General features: G+C 71.4%; 11 protein-coding genes. 8 read left to right on the top strand and 3 right to left on the bottom strand.

Going from position 1 to position 16,908, the window contains the following annotated elements:
- The first annotated feature begins 65 nt into the window (after positions 1–65).
- Positions 66–1,001 carry a rhomboid family intramembrane serine protease gene (locus OG395_RS37760; protein ID WP_327246947.1) on the top strand — a complete coding sequence of 312 codons (936 nt, stop codon included), beginning with the start codon at positions 66–68 and terminating at the stop codon, positions 999–1,001.
- 153 nt (positions 1,002–1,154) lie between these two features.
- On the opposite strand, the gene OG395_RS37755 is transcribed toward OG395_RS37760, so the two are convergent.
- From OG395_RS37755 to OG395_RS37745, 3 genes are all read right to left on the bottom strand, one after another.
- Positions 1,155–2,615 carry a glutamate synthase subunit beta gene (locus OG395_RS37755; RefSeq protein ID WP_327246946.1) on the bottom strand — a complete coding sequence of 487 codons (1,461 nt, stop codon included), beginning with the start codon at positions 2,613–2,615 and terminating at the stop codon, positions 1,155–1,157.
- The gene (gene gltB, locus OG395_RS37750) at positions 2,608–7,203 is read right to left on the bottom strand and encodes a glutamate synthase large subunit (RefSeq protein ID WP_327246945.1); all 4,596 of its coding nucleotides are present in this window, start codon (positions 7,201–7,203) and stop codon (positions 2,608–2,610) included. The genes OG395_RS37755 and gltB overlap by 8 nt, the downstream gene beginning before the upstream one ends.
- A gap of 710 nt (positions 7,204–7,913) precedes the next feature.
- Positions 7,914–8,648, bottom strand: a complete 735-nt coding sequence (locus tag OG395_RS37745) for a VIT1/CCC1 transporter family protein (RefSeq protein WP_327246944.1) — start codon at positions 8,646–8,648, stop codon at positions 7,914–7,916.
- Between the two features lie 261 nt (positions 8,649–8,909).
- Here OG395_RS37745 and OG395_RS37740 point away from each other — a divergent pair, with 261 nt between their 5' ends.
- From OG395_RS37740 to OG395_RS37710, 7 genes are read left to right on the top strand one after another with little or no spacing between them, the layout of a single operon-like run.
- Positions 8,910–10,154, top strand: coding sequence for an ADP-ribosylglycohydrolase family protein (locus OG395_RS37740; RefSeq protein WP_442818786.1), 1,245 nt, complete (start codon positions 8,910–8,912; stop codon positions 10,152–10,154).
- Complete coding sequence (locus tag OG395_RS37735) at positions 10,151–11,380, top strand: ADP-ribosylglycohydrolase family protein (protein WP_327246942.1); 1,230 nt, start codon at positions 10,151–10,153, stop codon at positions 11,378–11,380. Before OG395_RS37740 ends, OG395_RS37735 begins: the two co-directional genes overlap by 4 nt.
- Positions 11,361–12,536, top strand: a complete 1,176-nt coding sequence (locus OG395_RS37730) for an ADP-ribosylglycohydrolase family protein (RefSeq protein WP_327249579.1) — start codon at positions 11,361–11,363, stop codon at positions 12,534–12,536. The genes OG395_RS37735 and OG395_RS37730 overlap by 20 nt, the downstream gene beginning before the upstream one ends.
- Positions 12,533–13,909, top strand: a complete 1,377-nt coding sequence (locus OG395_RS37725; protein ID WP_327246941.1) for an ADP-ribosylglycohydrolase family protein — start codon at positions 12,533–12,535, stop codon at positions 13,907–13,909. Before OG395_RS37730 ends, OG395_RS37725 begins: the two co-directional genes overlap by 4 nt.
- Positions 13,906–14,790 carry a ribokinase gene (gene rbsK / locus OG395_RS37720; protein WP_327246940.1) on the top strand — a complete coding sequence of 295 codons (885 nt, stop codon included), beginning with the start codon at positions 13,906–13,908 and terminating at the stop codon, positions 14,788–14,790. Before OG395_RS37725 ends, rbsK begins: the two co-directional genes overlap by 4 nt.
- On the top strand, positions 14,787–15,986 hold the full coding sequence (locus OG395_RS37715; protein ID WP_327246939.1) for a CaiB/BaiF CoA transferase family protein: 1,200 nt from the start codon (positions 14,787–14,789) through the stop codon (positions 15,984–15,986). The genes rbsK and OG395_RS37715 overlap by 4 nt, the downstream gene beginning before the upstream one ends.
- Entirely contained in the window at positions 15,983–16,804 is an 822-nt protein-coding gene (locus OG395_RS37710; protein ID WP_266986759.1) for an HpcH/HpaI aldolase/citrate lyase family protein, read from the top strand. Before OG395_RS37715 ends, OG395_RS37710 begins: the two co-directional genes overlap by 4 nt.
- The last annotated feature ends 104 nt before the right edge of the window (positions 16,805–16,908 follow it).

Below are 16,908 nucleotides of genomic sequence, written 5' to 3'. Positions count from 1 at the left end.
GCTATGTTGTTCGCCGCCGACCCCCACCGGCCGCCCGCCACCGTCCCCCCGTGAAGGAGCCGGCCATGGAGGCCGCTGTCACCACCTGCTACCGCCATCCGTCGTACGAGACGTATGTGCGCTGCACCCGCTGCGACCGCTACATCTGCCCGGACTGCATGCGTGAGGCCGCGGTCGGCCACCACTGCGTGGAGTGCGTGAAGGAGGGGCAGCGGTCGATCCGGCAGGCGCGCACGGTCTTCGGCGGTGCGGTGTCGAGGACGGCGGTGCCCGTGGTGACGTACGTCCTCATGGGCCTGAACATAGCGGCGTATCTGGGCGAGTTGGTACGCCCGGGGATCGTCGACCGGTTCGGAATGCTCGGCGCGGTTCTGGTCGGACCCCACGGCGGCCAGTACATGTACGAGAGCGGGGACTTCCACGGGTTCCACGCGATCGGGGTGGTGGACGGCGAGTGGTACCGGCTGCTGACCGGGGCCTTCCTTCATCTTCCGCCGGGCGAGTCGTCCTTCGGTGCGTTGCCGTTCGGGGTGCTGCACATTCTCTTCAACATGTACGGCCTGTGGAATCTGGGCCGGGTCGTCGAGGAGCAGCTCGGCCGAGGCCGGTATCTCGCGCTGTATCTGCTGTCGGCGCTGGGCGGCTCGGTGCTGGTGTATCTGATCGCGCCGGGCGCCCTGACGGTGGGCGCCTCGGGGGCGGTCTTCGGTCTGGCGGCGGCGTTCTACGTCATCAACCGGCGGCTGGGCCGGGACATGGAGGCGGTCAACCGGTTCATGGCCGGGTTCCTGATCTGGATGCTGATATCCGCGTGGTTCACCTCGTGGCAGGGGCACCTGGGCGGGCTCCTCACGGGCGGCGTCGTCATGGCCGCGCTCGCGTACGCCCCGGCGAAGCGCCGTACCGCGGTGCAGATCGCCGCGTGCGGGGTGATCTTCGTGGTGCTGGTCGCCCTGGTCGTTCTGAAGACCTCGCAGCTGACCGGCGGCGCCGTGGCGTGAGGTTCCGCCTGCCCGGTCCTGGCCGGCGCCCCGTGCCCGGACGCGCCACGGCGCCTGCCGAATCGTCCGGTCGGGGACGGGCAGGCGCCGCGTTCAGTTCCGTACGCCGTTGTACGGGACGTCTGTTGTGGTGATGCGTACTGCTGGTGGTGCTCAGACCATCAGGGAACGGTCCGTCGGGCGGATCGGGGCCGGCAGTGCGCTGGCCCCGGTCAGGAAGCGGTCCACGCCACGCGCCGCGGAGCGGCCCTCGGCGATGGCCCACACGATGAGGGACTGGCCGCGGCCCGCGTCACCGGCGACGAACACACCGCCGACATTGGTGGCGAAGTCCGCGTCGCGCGCGACATTGCCGCGCTCATCGAGTTCGAGGCCGAACTGCTGGACCAGACCGTTGGCCTGGTCGGTGCCGGTGAAGCCCATGGCCAGGGTGACCAGCTGCGCGGGGATCCGCCGCTCGGTGCCGGACTTCTGCTCCAGCTTGCCGTCCTTGAACTCCACCTCGACGAGGTGCAGCGCCTGGACGTTGCCGTCCTCGTCGCCCTCGAAGTGGGTGGTGGAGACGGAGTAGACCCGCTCCCCGCCCTCCTCGTGCGCCGAGGTGACCTTGTACAGCATCGGGAAGGTCGGCCAGGGCTGGTTGGCGTTCCGCTCCTCGCCCGGCTTCGGCATGATCTCCAGCTGGGTGACGGAGGCCGCGCCCTGCCGGTGAGCGGTGCCGACGCAGTCGGCGCCGGTGTCGCCGCCGCCGATGACGACGACGTGCTTGCCCTCGGCGCTGATCGGGGAGACCGTCAGGTCGCCCTCCTGCACCTTGTTGGCGAGCGGCAGGTACTCCATCGCGAAGTGCACGCCGTTCAGTTCGCGGCCCGGGACGGGCAGGTCGCGGGAGACGGTGGCACCGGCGGCGATGACGACCGCGTCGTAACGGCGGCGGAGCTTGGCGGCGTCGATGTCCTTGCCGATCTCCACCTCCGTACGGAACTTGGTGCCTTCCGCGCGCATCTGCTCGATGCGGCGGTTGATGTGCGACTTCTCCATCTTGAACTCGGGGATGCCGTACCGGAGAAGGCCTCCGATGCGGTCCGCGCGCTCGTAGACGGCGACCGTGTGGCCGGCCCGGGTCAGCTGCTGGGCGGCGGCGAGACCCGCCGGACCCGAACCGATGACCGCGACCGTCTTGCCGGAGAGGCGCTCGGGCGGCTGCGGGGTGACGTCGCCGCTGTCCCACGCCTTGTCGATGATCGAGACTTCGACGTTCTTGATGGTGACGGCCGGCTGGTTGATGCCGAGCACGCACGCCGACTCACAGGGAGCCGGGCACAGCCGCCCGGTGAACTCCGGGAAGTTGTTCGTGGCGTGCAGGCGCTCGGACGCGGCCGTCCAGTCCTCGCGGTAGGCGTAGTCGTTCCACTCGGGGATGAGGTTCCCCAGCGGGCAGCCGTTGTGGCAGAACGGGATGCCGCAGTCCATGCAGCGGCCGGCCTGCTTGCTGATGATCGGGAGCAGCGAGCCCGGAACGTAGACCTCGTTCCAGTCCTTGACGCGCTCGCCCGCGGGGCGGGTCTTGGCGACCTCGCGCCCGGTGGTCAGGAAGCCCTTGGGGTCAGCCATTGGTCGCCGCCTCCATCATCTTCTCGGTGGTCTCCTGCTCGGAGAGACCGGCGAGCTCAGCGGCGTCCTTGGCGGCGAGCACTGCCTTGTAGGTGGACGGGATGATCTTGCTGAAGCGGGAGACACCGCCGTCGGCGCTGTCCCACTCGGCAAGCAGCTTCTCTGCGACCGTGGAGCCGGTCTCCTCCTGGTGGCGGCGCACGACATCGTGCAGCCACTGCTTGTCGCTGTCGGAGAGCGCCTCGATCGCGCCGAGGTTGCCGACGTTGACGTTGTCTCGGTCCAGGTCGACGACGTACGCGACACCACCCGACATACCGGCGGCGAAGTTGCGGCCGGTCTCGCCGAGGACGACGGCGTGACCGCCGGTCATGTACTCGCAGCCGTGGTCGCCCACGCCTTCCGAGACGACCGTCGCGCCGGAGTTGCGAACGCAGAACCGCTCACCGGTGCGGCCGCGCAGGAACAGCTCGCCGCCGGTCGCGCCGTAGGCGATGGTGTTGCCCGCGATGGTGGAGTACTCGGCGAGGTGCTCGGCGCCGCGGTCCGGGCGGACGATGACGCGGCCGCCGGAGAGACCCTTGCCGACGTAGTCGTTGGCGTCGCCCTCCAGTCGCAGCGTCACCCCGCTCGGCACGAACGCGCCGAACGACTGGCCGGCGGAGCCGGTGAAGGTGATGTCGATGGTGTCCTGCGGCAGACCCGCGCCGCCGAACTTCTTCGTCACCTCGTGGCCGAGCATCGTACCGACGGTCCGGTTGATGTTCCGGATCGCGATCTGGGCCCGGACCGGCTGGGCGGCCTCGGCACTGTCCGCGTTCAGGGCGTCGGCGGCGAGCTTGATCAGCTCGTTGTCGAGGGCCTTGGCGAGACCGTGGTCCTGCTCGATCAGCTGGTGACGGACCGCGCCCTCGGGCAGCTCGGGGACGTAGAACAGGGGCTCCAGGTCGAGGCCCTGCGCCTTCCAGTGCGTGATCGCACGGTCGGTGTCCAGCAGCTCGGCGTGGCCGACGGCCTCTTCGATCGTACGGAAGCCGAGCTCGGCGAGGAGCTCGCGGACTTCCTGGGCGATGAACTCGAAGAAGTTGACGACGTACTCGGCCTTGCCGGAGAACCGGTCGCGCAGGACCGGGTTCTGGGTGGCGATGCCGACCGGGCAGGTGTCGAGGTGGCAGACACGCATCATGACGCAGCCGGAGACGACGAGCGGCGCGGTCGCGAAACCGAACTCCTCGGCGCCGAGCAGCGCGGCGATGATGACGTCGCGGCCGGTCTTCAGCTGTCCGTCGGTCTGCACGACGATGCGGTCGCGCAGGCCGTTGAGCAGCAGGGTCTGCTGCGTCTCGGCGAGGCCGAGCTCCCAGGGGCCGCCCGCGTGCTTCAGCGAGGTGAGCGGGGAGGCGCCCGTTCCGCCGTCGTGGCCGGAGATCAGGACGACGTCCGCGTGCGCCTTGGAGACACCCGCGGCGACCGTGCCGACGCCGACCTCGGAGACCAGCTTCACGTGGATGCGGGCCGCCGGGTTGGCGTTCTTGAGGTCGTGGATCAGCTGGGCCAGGTCCTCGATGGAGTAGATGTCGTGGTGCGGCGGCGGGGAGATCAGACCGACACCCGGGGTGGAGTGCCGGGTCTTGGCGACCCACGGGTAGACCTTGTGGCCGGGCAGCTGGCCGCCCTCGCCGGGCTTGGCACCCTGCGCCATCTTGATCTGGATGTCGTCCGCGTTGACAAGGTACTCGCTGGTCACACCGAAGCGGCCGGAGGCGACCTGCTTGATGGACGAGCGGCGCGCCGGGTCGTACAGCCGGTCGGCGTCCTCGCCGCCCTCACCGGTGTTGGACTTGCCGCCCAGCTGGTTCATGGCGATGGCGAGGGTCTCGTGCGCCTCGCGGGAGATCGAGCCGTACGACATGGCGCCGGTCGAGAACCGCTTGACGATGTCGGAGACGGACTCGACCTCGTCGACCGGGATCGCCTCACGGTCCGACTTGAAGCCGAACAGTCCGCGGAGCGTCATCAGGCGCTCGGACTGCTCGTTCACCCGGTCCGTGTACTTCTTGAAGATGTCGTACCGCTTGTTGCGCGTGGCGTGCTGGAGGCGGAAGACCGTCTCCGGGTCGAAGAGGTGCGGCTCGCCCTCGCGGCGCCACTGGTACTCGCCGCCGATCTCCAGCGCGCGGTGCGAGGCGGAGATTCCGGAGGCGGGGTACGCCTTGGCGTGCCGGGCGGCGACCTCCTTGGCGACCACGTCGAGTCCGGCGCCGCCGATCTTGGTGGCGGTGCCGTTGAAGTACTTCGCGACGAAGGCCTCGTCCAGGCCGACGGCCTCGAAGACCTGGGCGCCGCGGTAGGAGGCGACGGTGGAGATGCCCATCTTGGACATGACCTTCAGGACGCCCTTGCCGAGCGCGTAGATCAGGTTCCGGATGGCCTTCTCGGGCTCGATGCCCTCGATGAACGTGCCGGCCCGGACCAGGTCCTCGACGGACTCCATCGCCAGGTACGGGTTGACCGCGGCGGCGCCGTAACCGATCAGCAGCGCGACGTGGTGGACCTCACGGACGTCCCCGGCCTCGACCAGCAGACCCACCTGGGTGCGCTGCTTGGTACGGATGAGGTGGTGGTGGACGGCCGAGGTGAGCAGCAGCGACGGGATCGGCGCGTGCTCGGCGTCGGAGTGCCGGTCGGACAGGACGATCAGGCGGGCGCCATCCTCTATGGCGGCGTCGACCTCGGTACAGATCTGCTCGATCCGTGCGGCGAGGGCCTCACCGCTGCCGCTGACCCGGTAGAGACCGGAGAGCGTGGCGGCCTTCATGCCCGGCATGTCGCCGTCGGCATTGATGTGTATCAGCTTGGCCAGCTCGTCGTTGTCGATCACCGGGAACGGCAGCGTGACGCTGCGGCACGACGCGGCGGTCGGCTCCAGCAGGTTGCCCTGCGGGCCGAGCGTGGAGCGCAGCGAGGTGACCAGCTCCTCGCGGATGGCGTCCAGCGGCGGGTTGGTGACCTGCGCGAACAGCTGGGTGAAGTAGTCGAAGAGCAGCCGGGGGCGCTCGGACAGAGCGGCGATCGGCGAGTCCGTACCCATGGAGCCGAGCGGCTCGCCTGCGGTGCGGGCCATCGGCGCGAGGATGACGCGGAGCTCTTCCTCGGTGTAGCCGAACGTCTGCTGGCGGCGGGTGACGGAGGCGTGCGTGTGCACGATGTGCTCGCGCTCGGGGAGATCCTCCAGCTCGATCTCGCCGGTCTCCAGCCACTCCTGGTACGGCTGCTCGGCGGCGAGGCCCGCCTTGATCTCGTCGTCCTCGATGATGCGGCCCTCGGCGGTGTCGACGAGGAACATCTTGCCGGGCTGCAGGCGGCCCTTGCGGACCACCTTCGCGGGGTCGATGTCCAGGACCCCGACCTCGGAGGAGAGGACGACGAGGCCGTCGTCGGTGACCCAGTACCGGCCCGGGCGCAGACCGTTGCGGTCGAGGACCGCGCCGACCTGGGTGCCGTCGGTGAAGGTGACGCAGGCCGGGCCGTCCCAGGGCTCCATCATCGTGGAGTGGTACTGGTAGAAGGCGCGGCGGGCCGGGTCCATGGAGTCGTGGTTCTCCCACGCCTCGGGGACCATCATCAGCACGGAGTGCGGCAGTGAGCGGCCGCCGAGGTGGAGCAGCTCCAGGACCTCGTCGAAGGAGGCGGAGTCGGAGGCGTCCGGGGTGCAGACGGGGAAGATCCGGTCGAGCTGCTCGCTGCCGAAGAGGCTCGACGCCAGCTGGGACTCGCGGGCCTTCATCCAGTTGCGGTTGCCCTTGACCGTGTTGATCTCGCCGTTGTGTGCGACGAAGCGGTACGGGTGGGCGAGCGGCCAGCTCGGGAAGGTGTTCGTGGAGAAACGCGAGTGGACCAGCGCGACCGTGGTGGCGAAGCGGTGGTCGGAGAGGTCCGGGAAGAACGGCTCCAGCTGCCCGGTGGTGAGCATGCCCTTGTAGACGATCGTGCGGGCCGAGAGCGAGGGGAAGTACACCCCGGCCTCACGCTCGGCGCGCTTGCGCAGCACGAAAGCCTTGCGGTCGAGGGCGATGCCGGCGCTCGTACCTCCCCCAGACTCCGTCCGGGAGGTGCCCCCCTCAACGAAGAGCTGCCGGAACTCGGGCATGGTGGCGCGGGCGCCGTTGCCGAGGAAATCGGAGGTGACCGGGACCTCGCGCCAGCCGAGGACCTTGAGGCCCTCCTCGGCGGCGATCTTCTCAAGCTTCTGGACGGCCTCGGCGGAGTCGTCCGCAGGCAGGAAGGCGATACCGACGGCGTAGGCACCGGCCTCCGGGAGGTCGAAGGGGACCTCTTCACGGAGGAAGGTGTCGGGCACCTGGAGCAGGATTCCGGCGCCGTCACCCGAGTCGGGCTCGGATCCGGTGGCGCCACGGTGTTCGAGGTTGCGCAGCACGGTAAGCGCCTGCTCGACCAGCTCATGGCTGGCCACACCGGTCAGAGTGGCCACGAACCCGACGCCACAGGCGTCGTGCTCGTTACGGGGGTCGTACATCCCCTGCTGGGCGGGGCGACCGTCCATGGGCGACCAGGCGTCGGAACGCATCGGCTCTCCCGTCGTCGTCGTGGCATATGCAGTGCCGAGGGACGACGTTGGCCCTCTGCGAAATTTCATGCAGGTTACATAATGGGGCGCTTCTCAAGAAGCGGATAGTCCGTTCCAACATGCGGACACCGCTCACGGAGCGGCGGGGGTTTGGGTCGCAGTCGGAGGATCGGCGCCCGGGGGGACCGCAGAGAGCAGGCGTCGTTGCCTGCGGTGTCTACGGCTCATGCCCGGCGGAAAAGGAATCGAAACCGCCGAGTAACGGCTACTTATGTGGAGCCCTGTATAGAGACTCATTTTACGTCCGCGGAGGAGTTCCGCCCAGAGGCGGTGGCCAAGACGTACGTCACACGGATGGCGCCCAGGTTACGGGCATGATCCCCGCGCGCACCCCGGAACGGCGAGCCCGGGGCCCGGTCACGCTCCCACGCGGTGCGAATGGGGGGTCTCGCCTGCTCGAGCGAAGCCGAGAGCTCGGGGAGACCGACGGCAACGCCGCAGATGTGCGTGCCGAACCCGCGGGCCCGCATGATCCGAACGAGCGGCCCCGAGGGTTGTCCCGTCATCCTGGCGGCTCGGCGCGCTGATTCGGATGCGGTGCATCGCAGGGCGGAGGGGCGTCCGCATGCTGGACACATTCGGACGTTCCGACAACGCGGCGAGGTGCCGCAGCTGTCGTCGTGCGCCCGTCAGGGATGACGGACCGGCCCTCAGCCCCCGACGGCCACACCGAACACCGTGCCCAGCCCGTACGTGAGCGCCGCAGCCGTACCACCGAGCGCCAGCTGGCGCAGACCGCTGAACCACCAGCTGCGCGCCGTCACCCTGGCCACCACCGCGCCGCAGCCGAAGAGCCCGATGAGCGCCAGCAGCACCGCGGGCCACAGGGCGTGCGCTCCGAGCAGATACGGCAGTACGGGCAGCAGCGCACCCAGCGCGAACGCACCGAACGACGACACGGCGGCGACGAGCGGCGACGGCAGATCGCCCGGGTCGATGCCGAGCTCCTCGCGGGCGTGTATCTCCAGGGCCTGCTCCGGATCGCGGGACAGCTGCCGGGCGACCTCGCGGGCGAGCCCGGGCTCGACACCACGGGACTCGTACAGCGCGGCGAGCTCTTCCATCTCGTCCGCGGGGTGCTTGCGCAATTCGCGGCGCTCGACGTCGAGTTCGGCCTCGACGAGCTCCCGTTGCGAAGCGACAGAGGTGTACTCGCCCGCCGCCATGGAGAACGCGCCGGCGGCCAGACCCGCCAGACCGGTGATCACGAGCGTCTGCTGCGACACCGAGCCGCCCGCCACGCCGGTCATCAGCGCGAGGTTGGAGACGAGCCCGTCCATCGCACCGAAGACCGCGGGGCGCAGCCAGCCACCGTTCACATCACGGTGGGTGTGGTTGTCACGGTGCGCCTCGTGCAGGACGGCGTCGGTCTCGATGATGGACACAGCTCTCCCCTTCTCCGGCAGCGGGATTCACTCGCTCCGCCCCCTCAACACCCTCGAAAGTACGCACGAAAAGAGCCCCCCGCCAGCAAGCCAGGCCGTACTTACCTGCCTCCTGACCAGGTAAGCAAGGCCTGCCTCAGGAGAGGGATCCCGTCATCCGACTGGCCCTTTTGTCACGCGTATCGGCCTTTGTCGGGTCTCCGCGTGGCACAGATCGGACAGGTACGAGAACTGGCTCGGTACGAGCGAAGGGTCGACGCGATGGAGTCGATTGCGGGTAATCCGGCAGAGCGGCGGACGGGCCGTACGAGCGCGGGCGCAACGGGCACGGGCGGTGCGGGCACAGGCGGTGCGGCGGAGGCCGCACGGCACGCCCCGGACGCCCCCGGCAGGGGCCGGTCGGCCCGTGCGGACCACGCCGAGCGCCTCGACCGGGCCGACCGGGCCCGCGGCGCGCTCCTGGGGCTCGCCGTGGGTGACGCCCTGGGCGCACCGGCGGAGAACCTTCGGCCGTCCGAGATCCGCCGCCGCTGGGGCCGGATCGAGGGCTTCGTCAGCGACGACCCGGCAGGCACCGATGACACGGAGTATGCGATCTTCTCCGGGCTGCTGCTCGCCCGCCACGGTTCGGCTCTGACCGTCACCCATGTCGAGCGGGCCTGGCACCTGTGGATCGCCGACCTGGACGAGGGGCCGTTCCGCGGCGCCGGATTCAGCGAGCGCGGCACGCTGGAGAACCTGCGCCGGGGTCTCGCCGCCCCGATCTCCGCCCAGCACCGGCACGCCTGGAGCGACGGACTCGCGATGCGGGCGGCGCCGTTCGGCGTGTTCGCGGCAGGCCGGCCCGCCGAGGCGGCGCGCCTGGTCGCGGTCGACGGCCGGGTCAGCCACGACGGCGAGGGCATCTACGGCGGCCAGGCGGTGGCGGCCGGAGTGGCCGCCGCGATGGTCGGTGCGGGGGTCGCTTCCGTGATCGCGGCCGCGCTGTCCGTCGTACCGATGGACTCCTGGACGGCACGCTCGCTGCGCCGCGCGGTGGCTGCCGCCCAGCGCGCCCATCCCGACCGGCTCACCACGGAGCGGGCCGTGCGCTCGGCGGTGGTGGTCGGCGGATATCCATGGACGGACCTGGCGCCGGAGGCGGTCGGCCTGGCGTTCGGCGCGTTCGCGGCGGCGCGCGGCGATTTCCGTACGGCGGTGCTGACCGCGGTCAACATGGGCCGCGACGCGGACACGACGGCGGCCGTGGCGGGAGCGCTGGCCGGGGCACTGCACGGGGTGTCCGCGATCCCGCGGATCTGGGGCGAGGCGATCGGACCGGTCCGGGGCAGCTGTCTGCCGTCGATGCGGGGCTACCACGTCCTGGACATCGCGGAGCTGCTCACGCCGGACGAGACGGACGAGGCGGACCCGATGGGCGGGGCCGGCAAGGCGGTCGGCGGCGCAGGCGAACCGGCAGCCGGGGCAGACGGCGACACAGGCGAACGGGCGGTGGTTGCGTCATGACCACCGCACGCGACACTCGCCGCACCAGCGACCCCGCCTCCCTCCCTGCCCGGCCTCTGCCCGGGCGCCGCGCCCGGATCGAGGGACTGCTCCTCGGGCTCGCCTCGGGGGATGCCGCGGGGTGGCCCGCCGCACGCCACCGGGCGGCCCGGATGCCGGAGTGGACCCGGCGCCTCACCCGGGAGCTCGACACCTTCGCCGAGCAGAACGCCACCACCACCCTGCCCGTGCCGATCGCCCTCAACCAGCCGCCCGAACCGCTGCGGCTCGGGCCGTCGGACGATGCCGAATGGGCCGCGTTCGCCGCCGGGACCGTGCTCGCCTCGGAGGCGGCGTCGCTGCACCATCTCTCCCCCGAGCGCCGGATGCGGGCCGCCATCGACCTCTCCTGGAACGCGCTGGCCGCCGAGGTCGCCGCGGCTGCCGCGCAGGCGCCGGAGGTCGAGTCCGCGGTCCTCCCCCTGCGCGCCCGGATCTCGGTCCGGGCCGGGCTCGGCAATCTCGCCGCTGGGCTGCGGCCGCCCGCAACCGGCCACGACAACCCGCACTATTTCGACGACGCGGCCTGCGTGCGGGCCGCCGTGCTGGCGGTCGTCCACCCCGGTGAGCCCGGACCTGCCGCCGAACTCGCCGAGTTCGATGCCCGATACACCCAGGATGGCGACGGTGTGCACGGTGCCCGTGCGATGGCCGCCGCGATCGCCGAGGCGCTGGGCGGGGCCGATGTCGACACCGTGGTGAACGCCGCACTCGCCCAGCTCCCCGACGGCACCGAGATCGCCCGCAACGCCGCCCACGCCGTCCGGATCGCCCGGGACTTCGTCGGCGAGGCGGCGGGCGCCTTCGCGCTCGTACCGGTGCTGGAGCATCAGATCGTCGATCATGTGTACAGCTACGGGATCGCCGCCGCCGAGACCGTGCCGGTCGCGCTCGCCCTCGCCACCGCCGCCCGGGGCGAGATCGCTCAGGCCATTCCGGCGGCGGCCTGCCTGTCGCGGGTCGCGGACTCGGCGCCCGCCCTGGCCGGTGCGCTGACCGGCGCGCTCGGCGGTATCGCCGCCGTCCCGGACGGCTGGCGCGAGGCCTGCCGCACCCTCGCCGGGTGTGCGCTGCCCCGACTCGCGGGCACGGATCTCATCGAACTCGCCGGGCTGCTGACAGACACGGAACCAGCCCCTCCGGGTGGACAATTCCGACATGACGCCCATGACGCCCACAGGGAATAGACCGCCCACCGCGCTCACCCTCGATGAACGGATCAGAGGCGCCCTCGTCGGCGCCGCCGTCGGCGACGCGCTCGGCGGCCCGGTCGAGGGCCGGTCCGCGGAGCAGATCGCCGAACGCCACGGCGGCCGGGTCAACGGCATCGTCGGCCCGTGGGACGGCGACGCCTGGCGCACCGCCCGCCCCATCGCCCCTTACTACAAGGGCGACGGGCACGTCACCGACGACACCTTGATGACCCATGCGCTGGTACGGGTGTACGGCGTCGTACGGGACCACCTCGACGCGTACTCCGTAGCCGACCACCTCGTACCGGAGCTGATCGCGAACCCCCGCTGGATTCCGGAGCTGCAGGCCGAGGCCCTGCCACTGCAACGGGTCTTCCTCGCCGAGAAGTGGATCGTCGCCCGGCTCCACTACGGCCATGTCGATCCGCGCGAGGCGGGCTCCGGAAACATCGTGAACTGTGGTGCGGCGATGTACATGGCGCCGGTCGGTCTGGTCAACGCCGCGCATCCGCGCGCCGCGTACGCCGAGGCGCTGGACCTCGCGGGCGCCCATCAATCGTCGTACGGGAGGGAGGCGGCCGGGGTCTTCGCGGCGGCCGTCGCCGCCGCCTGCGCCCCGGACGCGACGCCCGCCACCGTCGTCGACACCTGTCTGTCGCTCGCCAAGGACGGAACCCGGGCCGCCATCGAGGCCGTGTGCGAAGTGGCCGTCCGGCAACCGGACTTCGAGACGGCGCTGGCACCGCTGCGTGCCGCGGTGGCCCCCTTCGACACCGTCGGACCCGACTACCGCTCCCCGTCCCTCGGCGCCCGCCGGCCGTCCCGGCTGCACGCCATCGAGGAGCTCCCGATCGCTCTCGGGATGCTGCTCGTCGCGGGCGGCGACTACCGGCACGCGGTGCTCGGATCGGTGAACTACGGCCGCGACTGCGACTCGATCGCCACGATGAGCGGCGCCCTCGCGGGCGCGTTGCACGGCGAAGCGGCGATCCCCGCCGCCTGGGTGAAAACGGTCGCCGAGGCCAGCCGCCTCGATCTGCACGCACCGGCGCGGACGCTGACGGACGTCGCCCGCGAGGTGTTCGCACGGGACACCGCCCGGCGGCGTGCGCACGAGGCGGCGTTCGCGACGCTGGCAGGCACGCCATGACCGTGCGGGTCACCTGGGTGCAGCCCGAGGACCTGATCGGGCACGAGCTGCGCCAAGCGACCGAGGACGGCCGGGACGCGCGGCACATCGAGCGCCGGTGGTACGCGGCGGGCGGCGCACCCGCCCCGGAGCGCGCGGGCGCGTCGAAGTCCCCCGCGCCACCCGCCCTGCGCGCGCTCGCCGAGGGCCTGCTCGACGAACTCGCCGGGCTCACCTCGCCGCTGCATGTCGACGAGCCGACGGATCTCGCCGCGATCCGGGCGGCCTGCCCGTACTGGCCGGCGCCCCGCACGGACCCCTCACCGGCCGGCACGGCCCCGCTGGAGGCGGCGTGGCTGGGGCGTGCGGTCGGCTGCGTGCTCGGCAAACCCGTCGAGAAACTGCCCCTCGCGGGGATCCGGGCGCTGGCCCGGGCCACCGGGAACTGGCCGCTCGCCACCTGGTTCACCGCGAAGGGCCTGCCCGCCGAACTGGCAGCCGCCCACCCCTGGAACCGTCGCTCCGCACCCACCTCGCTCGCCGAGAACATCGACGGGATGCCGGAGGACGACGACCTCAACTACCCGCTCCTGACCGTGCTGTTGATCCAGCGGTACGGGCCGTCCTTCCGTACCGCCGATCTCGCCCGGCTCTGGCTCGACGAACTCCCCGCGGGCCGTACATTCACCGCCGAGCGGGTCGCGTACCGCAATCTGCTCGACGGCATCGAACCGCCGGACACCGCCCGGCACCGCAACCCGTTCCGGGAGTGGATCGGCGCCCGGATCCGCGCCGACGTGCACGGCTGGACCCACCCCGGCGACCCGGCGGCCGCGGCCGAGCAGGCACACCGGGACGCGGTCCTCACACACACCGGCAACGGTGTGTACGGGGCGATGTTCACCGCCGCGGCGCTCGCCGAGGCGGCCGGTGGCGCCGCGGATGTGCACGGCTGTCTGACGGCCGGTCTGCGCGTCGTGCCGCCACGCTCGCGGTTTGCGCACGCGGTCCGCACCGGGATCGACGCGGCCCGCGGTGAGGAGGACTTCGACGAGGTCGTCGACCGGCTGCACGCCGAGTTCGGCGCGTACCACTGGGTCCATGTACTGCCCAACGCCGCGCTGCTCGCGGCCGCTCTCACCCACGCCGACGGCGACTTCTCCGGCTCCATCTGCCGTGCGGTGGCAGGTGGTTGGGACACCGACTCGAACGGTGCGACCGCCGGTTCACTGACCGGTCTGCTGGCCGGCCGGCCCGAGGCGCTGCCCGACCGATGGACCACCCCGCTGGGGAACCGGCTCGCCACATCCGTTCCCGGATTCGACTCCATCGGCTTCGACGCACTGGCCGAAATGACCCACCGGCTCATCCACGAGGAGGCACGCCGCCCATGACCGGCATCGCGGTGCTCGGCAGCACCAATATGGATCTTGTCGCCTACGTCGCACGGGCTCCGCAGCGCGGAGAGACCCTCACCGGACGGGAGTTCCGGACCGTCCCCGGCGGCAAGGGCGCGAACCAGGCCGTCGCCGCCGCCCGCGCGGGCGCCGACGTGATGTTGATCGGCGCGGTCGGTGACGACGCGTACGGGGCGCAGCTGCGGTCCGGACTGGAGCACGCGGGCGTGGACACCGACCTGCTGCACACCGCAGAGGGCCCCAGCGGCACCGCGCACATCGTCGTCGACGACGCGGGCGGCAACGCGATCGTGGTGATCCCCGGCGCCAACGGAACCGTCACCTCCCTCGGCCCCGGCGAGATGGCCGCCATCGCGGGCGCCGACCTGCTGCTCCTGCAACTGGAACTGCCCATGTCCGCTGTGCTGGAAGGGGCGCGGGTCGCCCATGCGCAGGGTGTACGGACGATTCTCACCCCCTCCCCCGTGCAACCGCTGCCGGACCAACTCTTCGACACCATCGATCTCTTGATTCCCAATGAGCACGAGGCCGCCGCGCTCTCCGGGCACTTCGAACCCCACGCGGCGGCGGACATCCTGCTCCGGCAGGTACCCGAGGTCGTCATCACGCTCGGCGCGAAGGGCTGCCTGTACGCGTCCCGGGGCACCGAAAAGATCCACTTCCCCGCGCCCGAGGTCACCGCCGTGGACACCACCGGCGCCGGGGACACCTTCGTCGGCACGCTCGCCGTGGCGCTCGGCGAGGGGCGTTCCGTACCGGAGGCGCTGGCCTGGGCGTCGTCGGCCGCCGCACTCTGTGTGCAGAAGCCGGGCGCCTCGACCTCCATGCCGTACCGCAGCGAGATCGACGCCGCATGACCGCGCCCGGGGAAGCACCCCTCACCGGTCTGCGGGTCCTCGACCTCGCCACGCTCTTCGCGGGCCCCCTCGCGGCCACCATGCTCGGCGACTTCGGCGCCGAGGTGATCAAGGTCGAGCATCCGCGGAAACCCGATCCGTCGCGCGGGCACGGCCCGACGAAGGACGGCATCGGTCTGTGGTGGAAGTTGCTCGGCCGCAACAAACGCAATCTGACCCTCGATCTCTCCGCTCCCGGCGGGCGCGACGTCCTGCTGCGACTGGCCGCGTCCACCGATGTGATCATCGAGAACTTCCGGCCGGGGACGCTGGAACGGTGGGGCATCGGCTGGGAGGAGCTGCACGCCGTCAACCCGCGGCTGGTGCTCACCCGGGTCACCGGCTTCGGCCAGTTCGGCCCGCATGCGCACCGCCCCGGCTTCGGCACACTCGCCGAGGCCATGAGCGGGTTCGCCGCGATCACCGGGGAGCCGGACGGGCCGCCGACCCTGCCGCCCTTCGGGCTCGCCGACTCGATCGCGGCGCTCACCACCGCGTATGCCGTGATGGCGGCGCTGGCCGGGCGGGACCGCACCGGGGAGGGGCAGGTCGTCGACATGGCGATCATCGAGCCGATCCTGACCGTGCTCGGCCCGCAGCCTCTCTGGTACGACCAGCTCGGATACGTCCAGGAACGCACCGGCAACCGCTCGCGCAACAACGCCCCACGCAATACGTACCGCACGTCCGACGGTCAGTGGGTCGCCGTGTCCACGTCCGCCCAGTCGATCGCCGAACGGGTGATGCATCTGGTCGGCCGCTCGGAACTGATCGACGAGCCGTGGTTCGCGTCCGGCGCCACCCGCGCCGACCACGCCGACGAACTCGACGAGGCGGTCGGCAACTGGATCGCCCGGCACACCCGTGACGACGCGATCTCCGCGTTCGAGAAGGCGGAGGCAGCCATCGCGCCGATCCATGACATCCGGGACGTGATGGAGGACCCGCAGTACCGGGCCCTGGACTCCATCACCGAGGTCCCCGACCCGGAGCTGGGCCCGCTGCGTATGCAGAACGTCCTCTTCCGGCTGTCCGGGACCCCGGGGGCGATCCGCTGGGCGGGCCGGCCGCACGGCGCGGACACCGACGAGATCCTCACCGGGCTCGGTCTGACGGATCCGGAGATCGCCTTGCTGCGGGCGGGGAGCGTGCTGTGACGGCGGCGGCAGCGGTGCCTCTGACCTGGCTGTACGTCCCTGGGGACCGGCCGGACGTGGTGCGCAAGGCGCGCGATTCGGGCGCGGACGTGGTGATCGTCGATCTGGAGGACGCGGTCGCGCCGGACCGCAAGGCGTATGCACGGTCCGCCACCGCCGAACTCCTCGCCGAACCGCTCGCCGGCACGGACGGTGTGCCGGTGCATGTCCGGGTCCACACCGAAGCCGACATCCTGGCCCTGGCCGGACTGCCCGGCCTGGCAGGACTGCGGCTGCCCAAGATCACGCATGCCGCGACCGTCCATCACATCGCGGCTCTGGCCCCCGGCGTCGCGCTCTGTCCGCTGCTGGAGTCGGCGCTCGGCATCGAGCACGCGTACACGATCGCGGCGTCCCACTCCCAGGTCCGCTCCATCGCCATCGGCGAGATCGATCTCCGGGCCGATCTGGGCGTACGGGACGACACAGGCCTGGACTGGTCGCGCAGCCGGGTGGTGGTTGCCGCCCGCGCGGCAGGGCTCGCCCCGCCGACCCAGTCGGTGTTCCCGGACGTCCTGGACCTGGACGGGCTGTGGAAGTCCTGCGTGCACGGGAGGGCGCTGGGTTTCGTCGGCCGGGCGGCGATCCACCCCCGGCAGCTGCCGGTGATCGAACGGGCATTCCGGCCGACGGCGGAGGAGATCGAGGCGGCGCAGGAGATCGTGGCGGCGGCGCTGACGGATGCGGGTGCGCTGGCGCTGCCGGACGGTCGCTTCGTGGACGCGGCGGTGGTGGCTTCGGCCCGCCGGACGCTGGCGCTGGCGGAACGGGTGGGGTGACGGGGGAAAGATCCAGCACCCCCGGCGACCGGGAAGCGGGGGCCGGGGGCCGAGACCTCGGTGGGGGACAGCGAAAGGCCCCGAGCCGTTTGGTTCGGGGCCTC

This window comes from Streptomyces sp. NBC_01320, assembly GCF_035974375.1.
In the GTDB taxonomy this organism is placed as follows: domain Bacteria; phylum Actinomycetota; class Actinomycetes; order Streptomycetales; family Streptomycetaceae; genus Streptomyces; species Streptomyces yanii.
The sequence above is the reverse complement of the archived record's forward strand: the minus strand, read 5'-3'. Positions and strand labels throughout refer to the sequence as shown.

Excerpts from the sequence above, each read along its gene's own strand:
- OG395_RS37760 (WP_327246947.1), top strand. The coding sequence starts at position 66 with ATGGAGGCCGCTGTCACCACCTGCTACCGCCATCCGTCGTACGAGACG.
- OG395_RS37755 (WP_327246946.1), bottom strand. The coding sequence starts at position 2,615 with ATGGCTGACCCCAAGGGCTTCCTGACCACCGGGCGCGAGGTCGCCAAG.
- gltB (WP_327246945.1), bottom strand. The coding sequence starts at position 7,203 with ATGCGTTCCGACGCCTGGTCGCCCATGGACGGTCGCCCCGCCCAGCAG.
- OG395_RS37740 (WP_442818786.1), top strand. The coding sequence starts at position 8,910 with ATGGAGTCGATTGCGGGTAATCCGGCAGAGCGGCGGACGGGCCGTACG.
- OG395_RS37735 (WP_327246942.1), top strand. The coding sequence starts at position 10,151 with ATGACCACCGCACGCGACACTCGCCGCACCAGCGACCCCGCCTCCCTC.
- OG395_RS37730 (WP_327249579.1), top strand. The coding sequence starts at position 11,361 with ATGACGCCCACAGGGAATAGACCGCCCACCGCGCTCACCCTCGATGAA.
- OG395_RS37725 (WP_327246941.1), top strand. The coding sequence starts at position 12,533 with ATGACCGTGCGGGTCACCTGGGTGCAGCCCGAGGACCTGATCGGGCAC.
- rbsK (WP_327246940.1), top strand. The coding sequence starts at position 13,906 with ATGACCGGCATCGCGGTGCTCGGCAGCACCAATATGGATCTTGTCGCC.
- OG395_RS37715 (WP_327246939.1), top strand. The coding sequence starts at position 14,787 with ATGACCGCGCCCGGGGAAGCACCCCTCACCGGTCTGCGGGTCCTCGAC.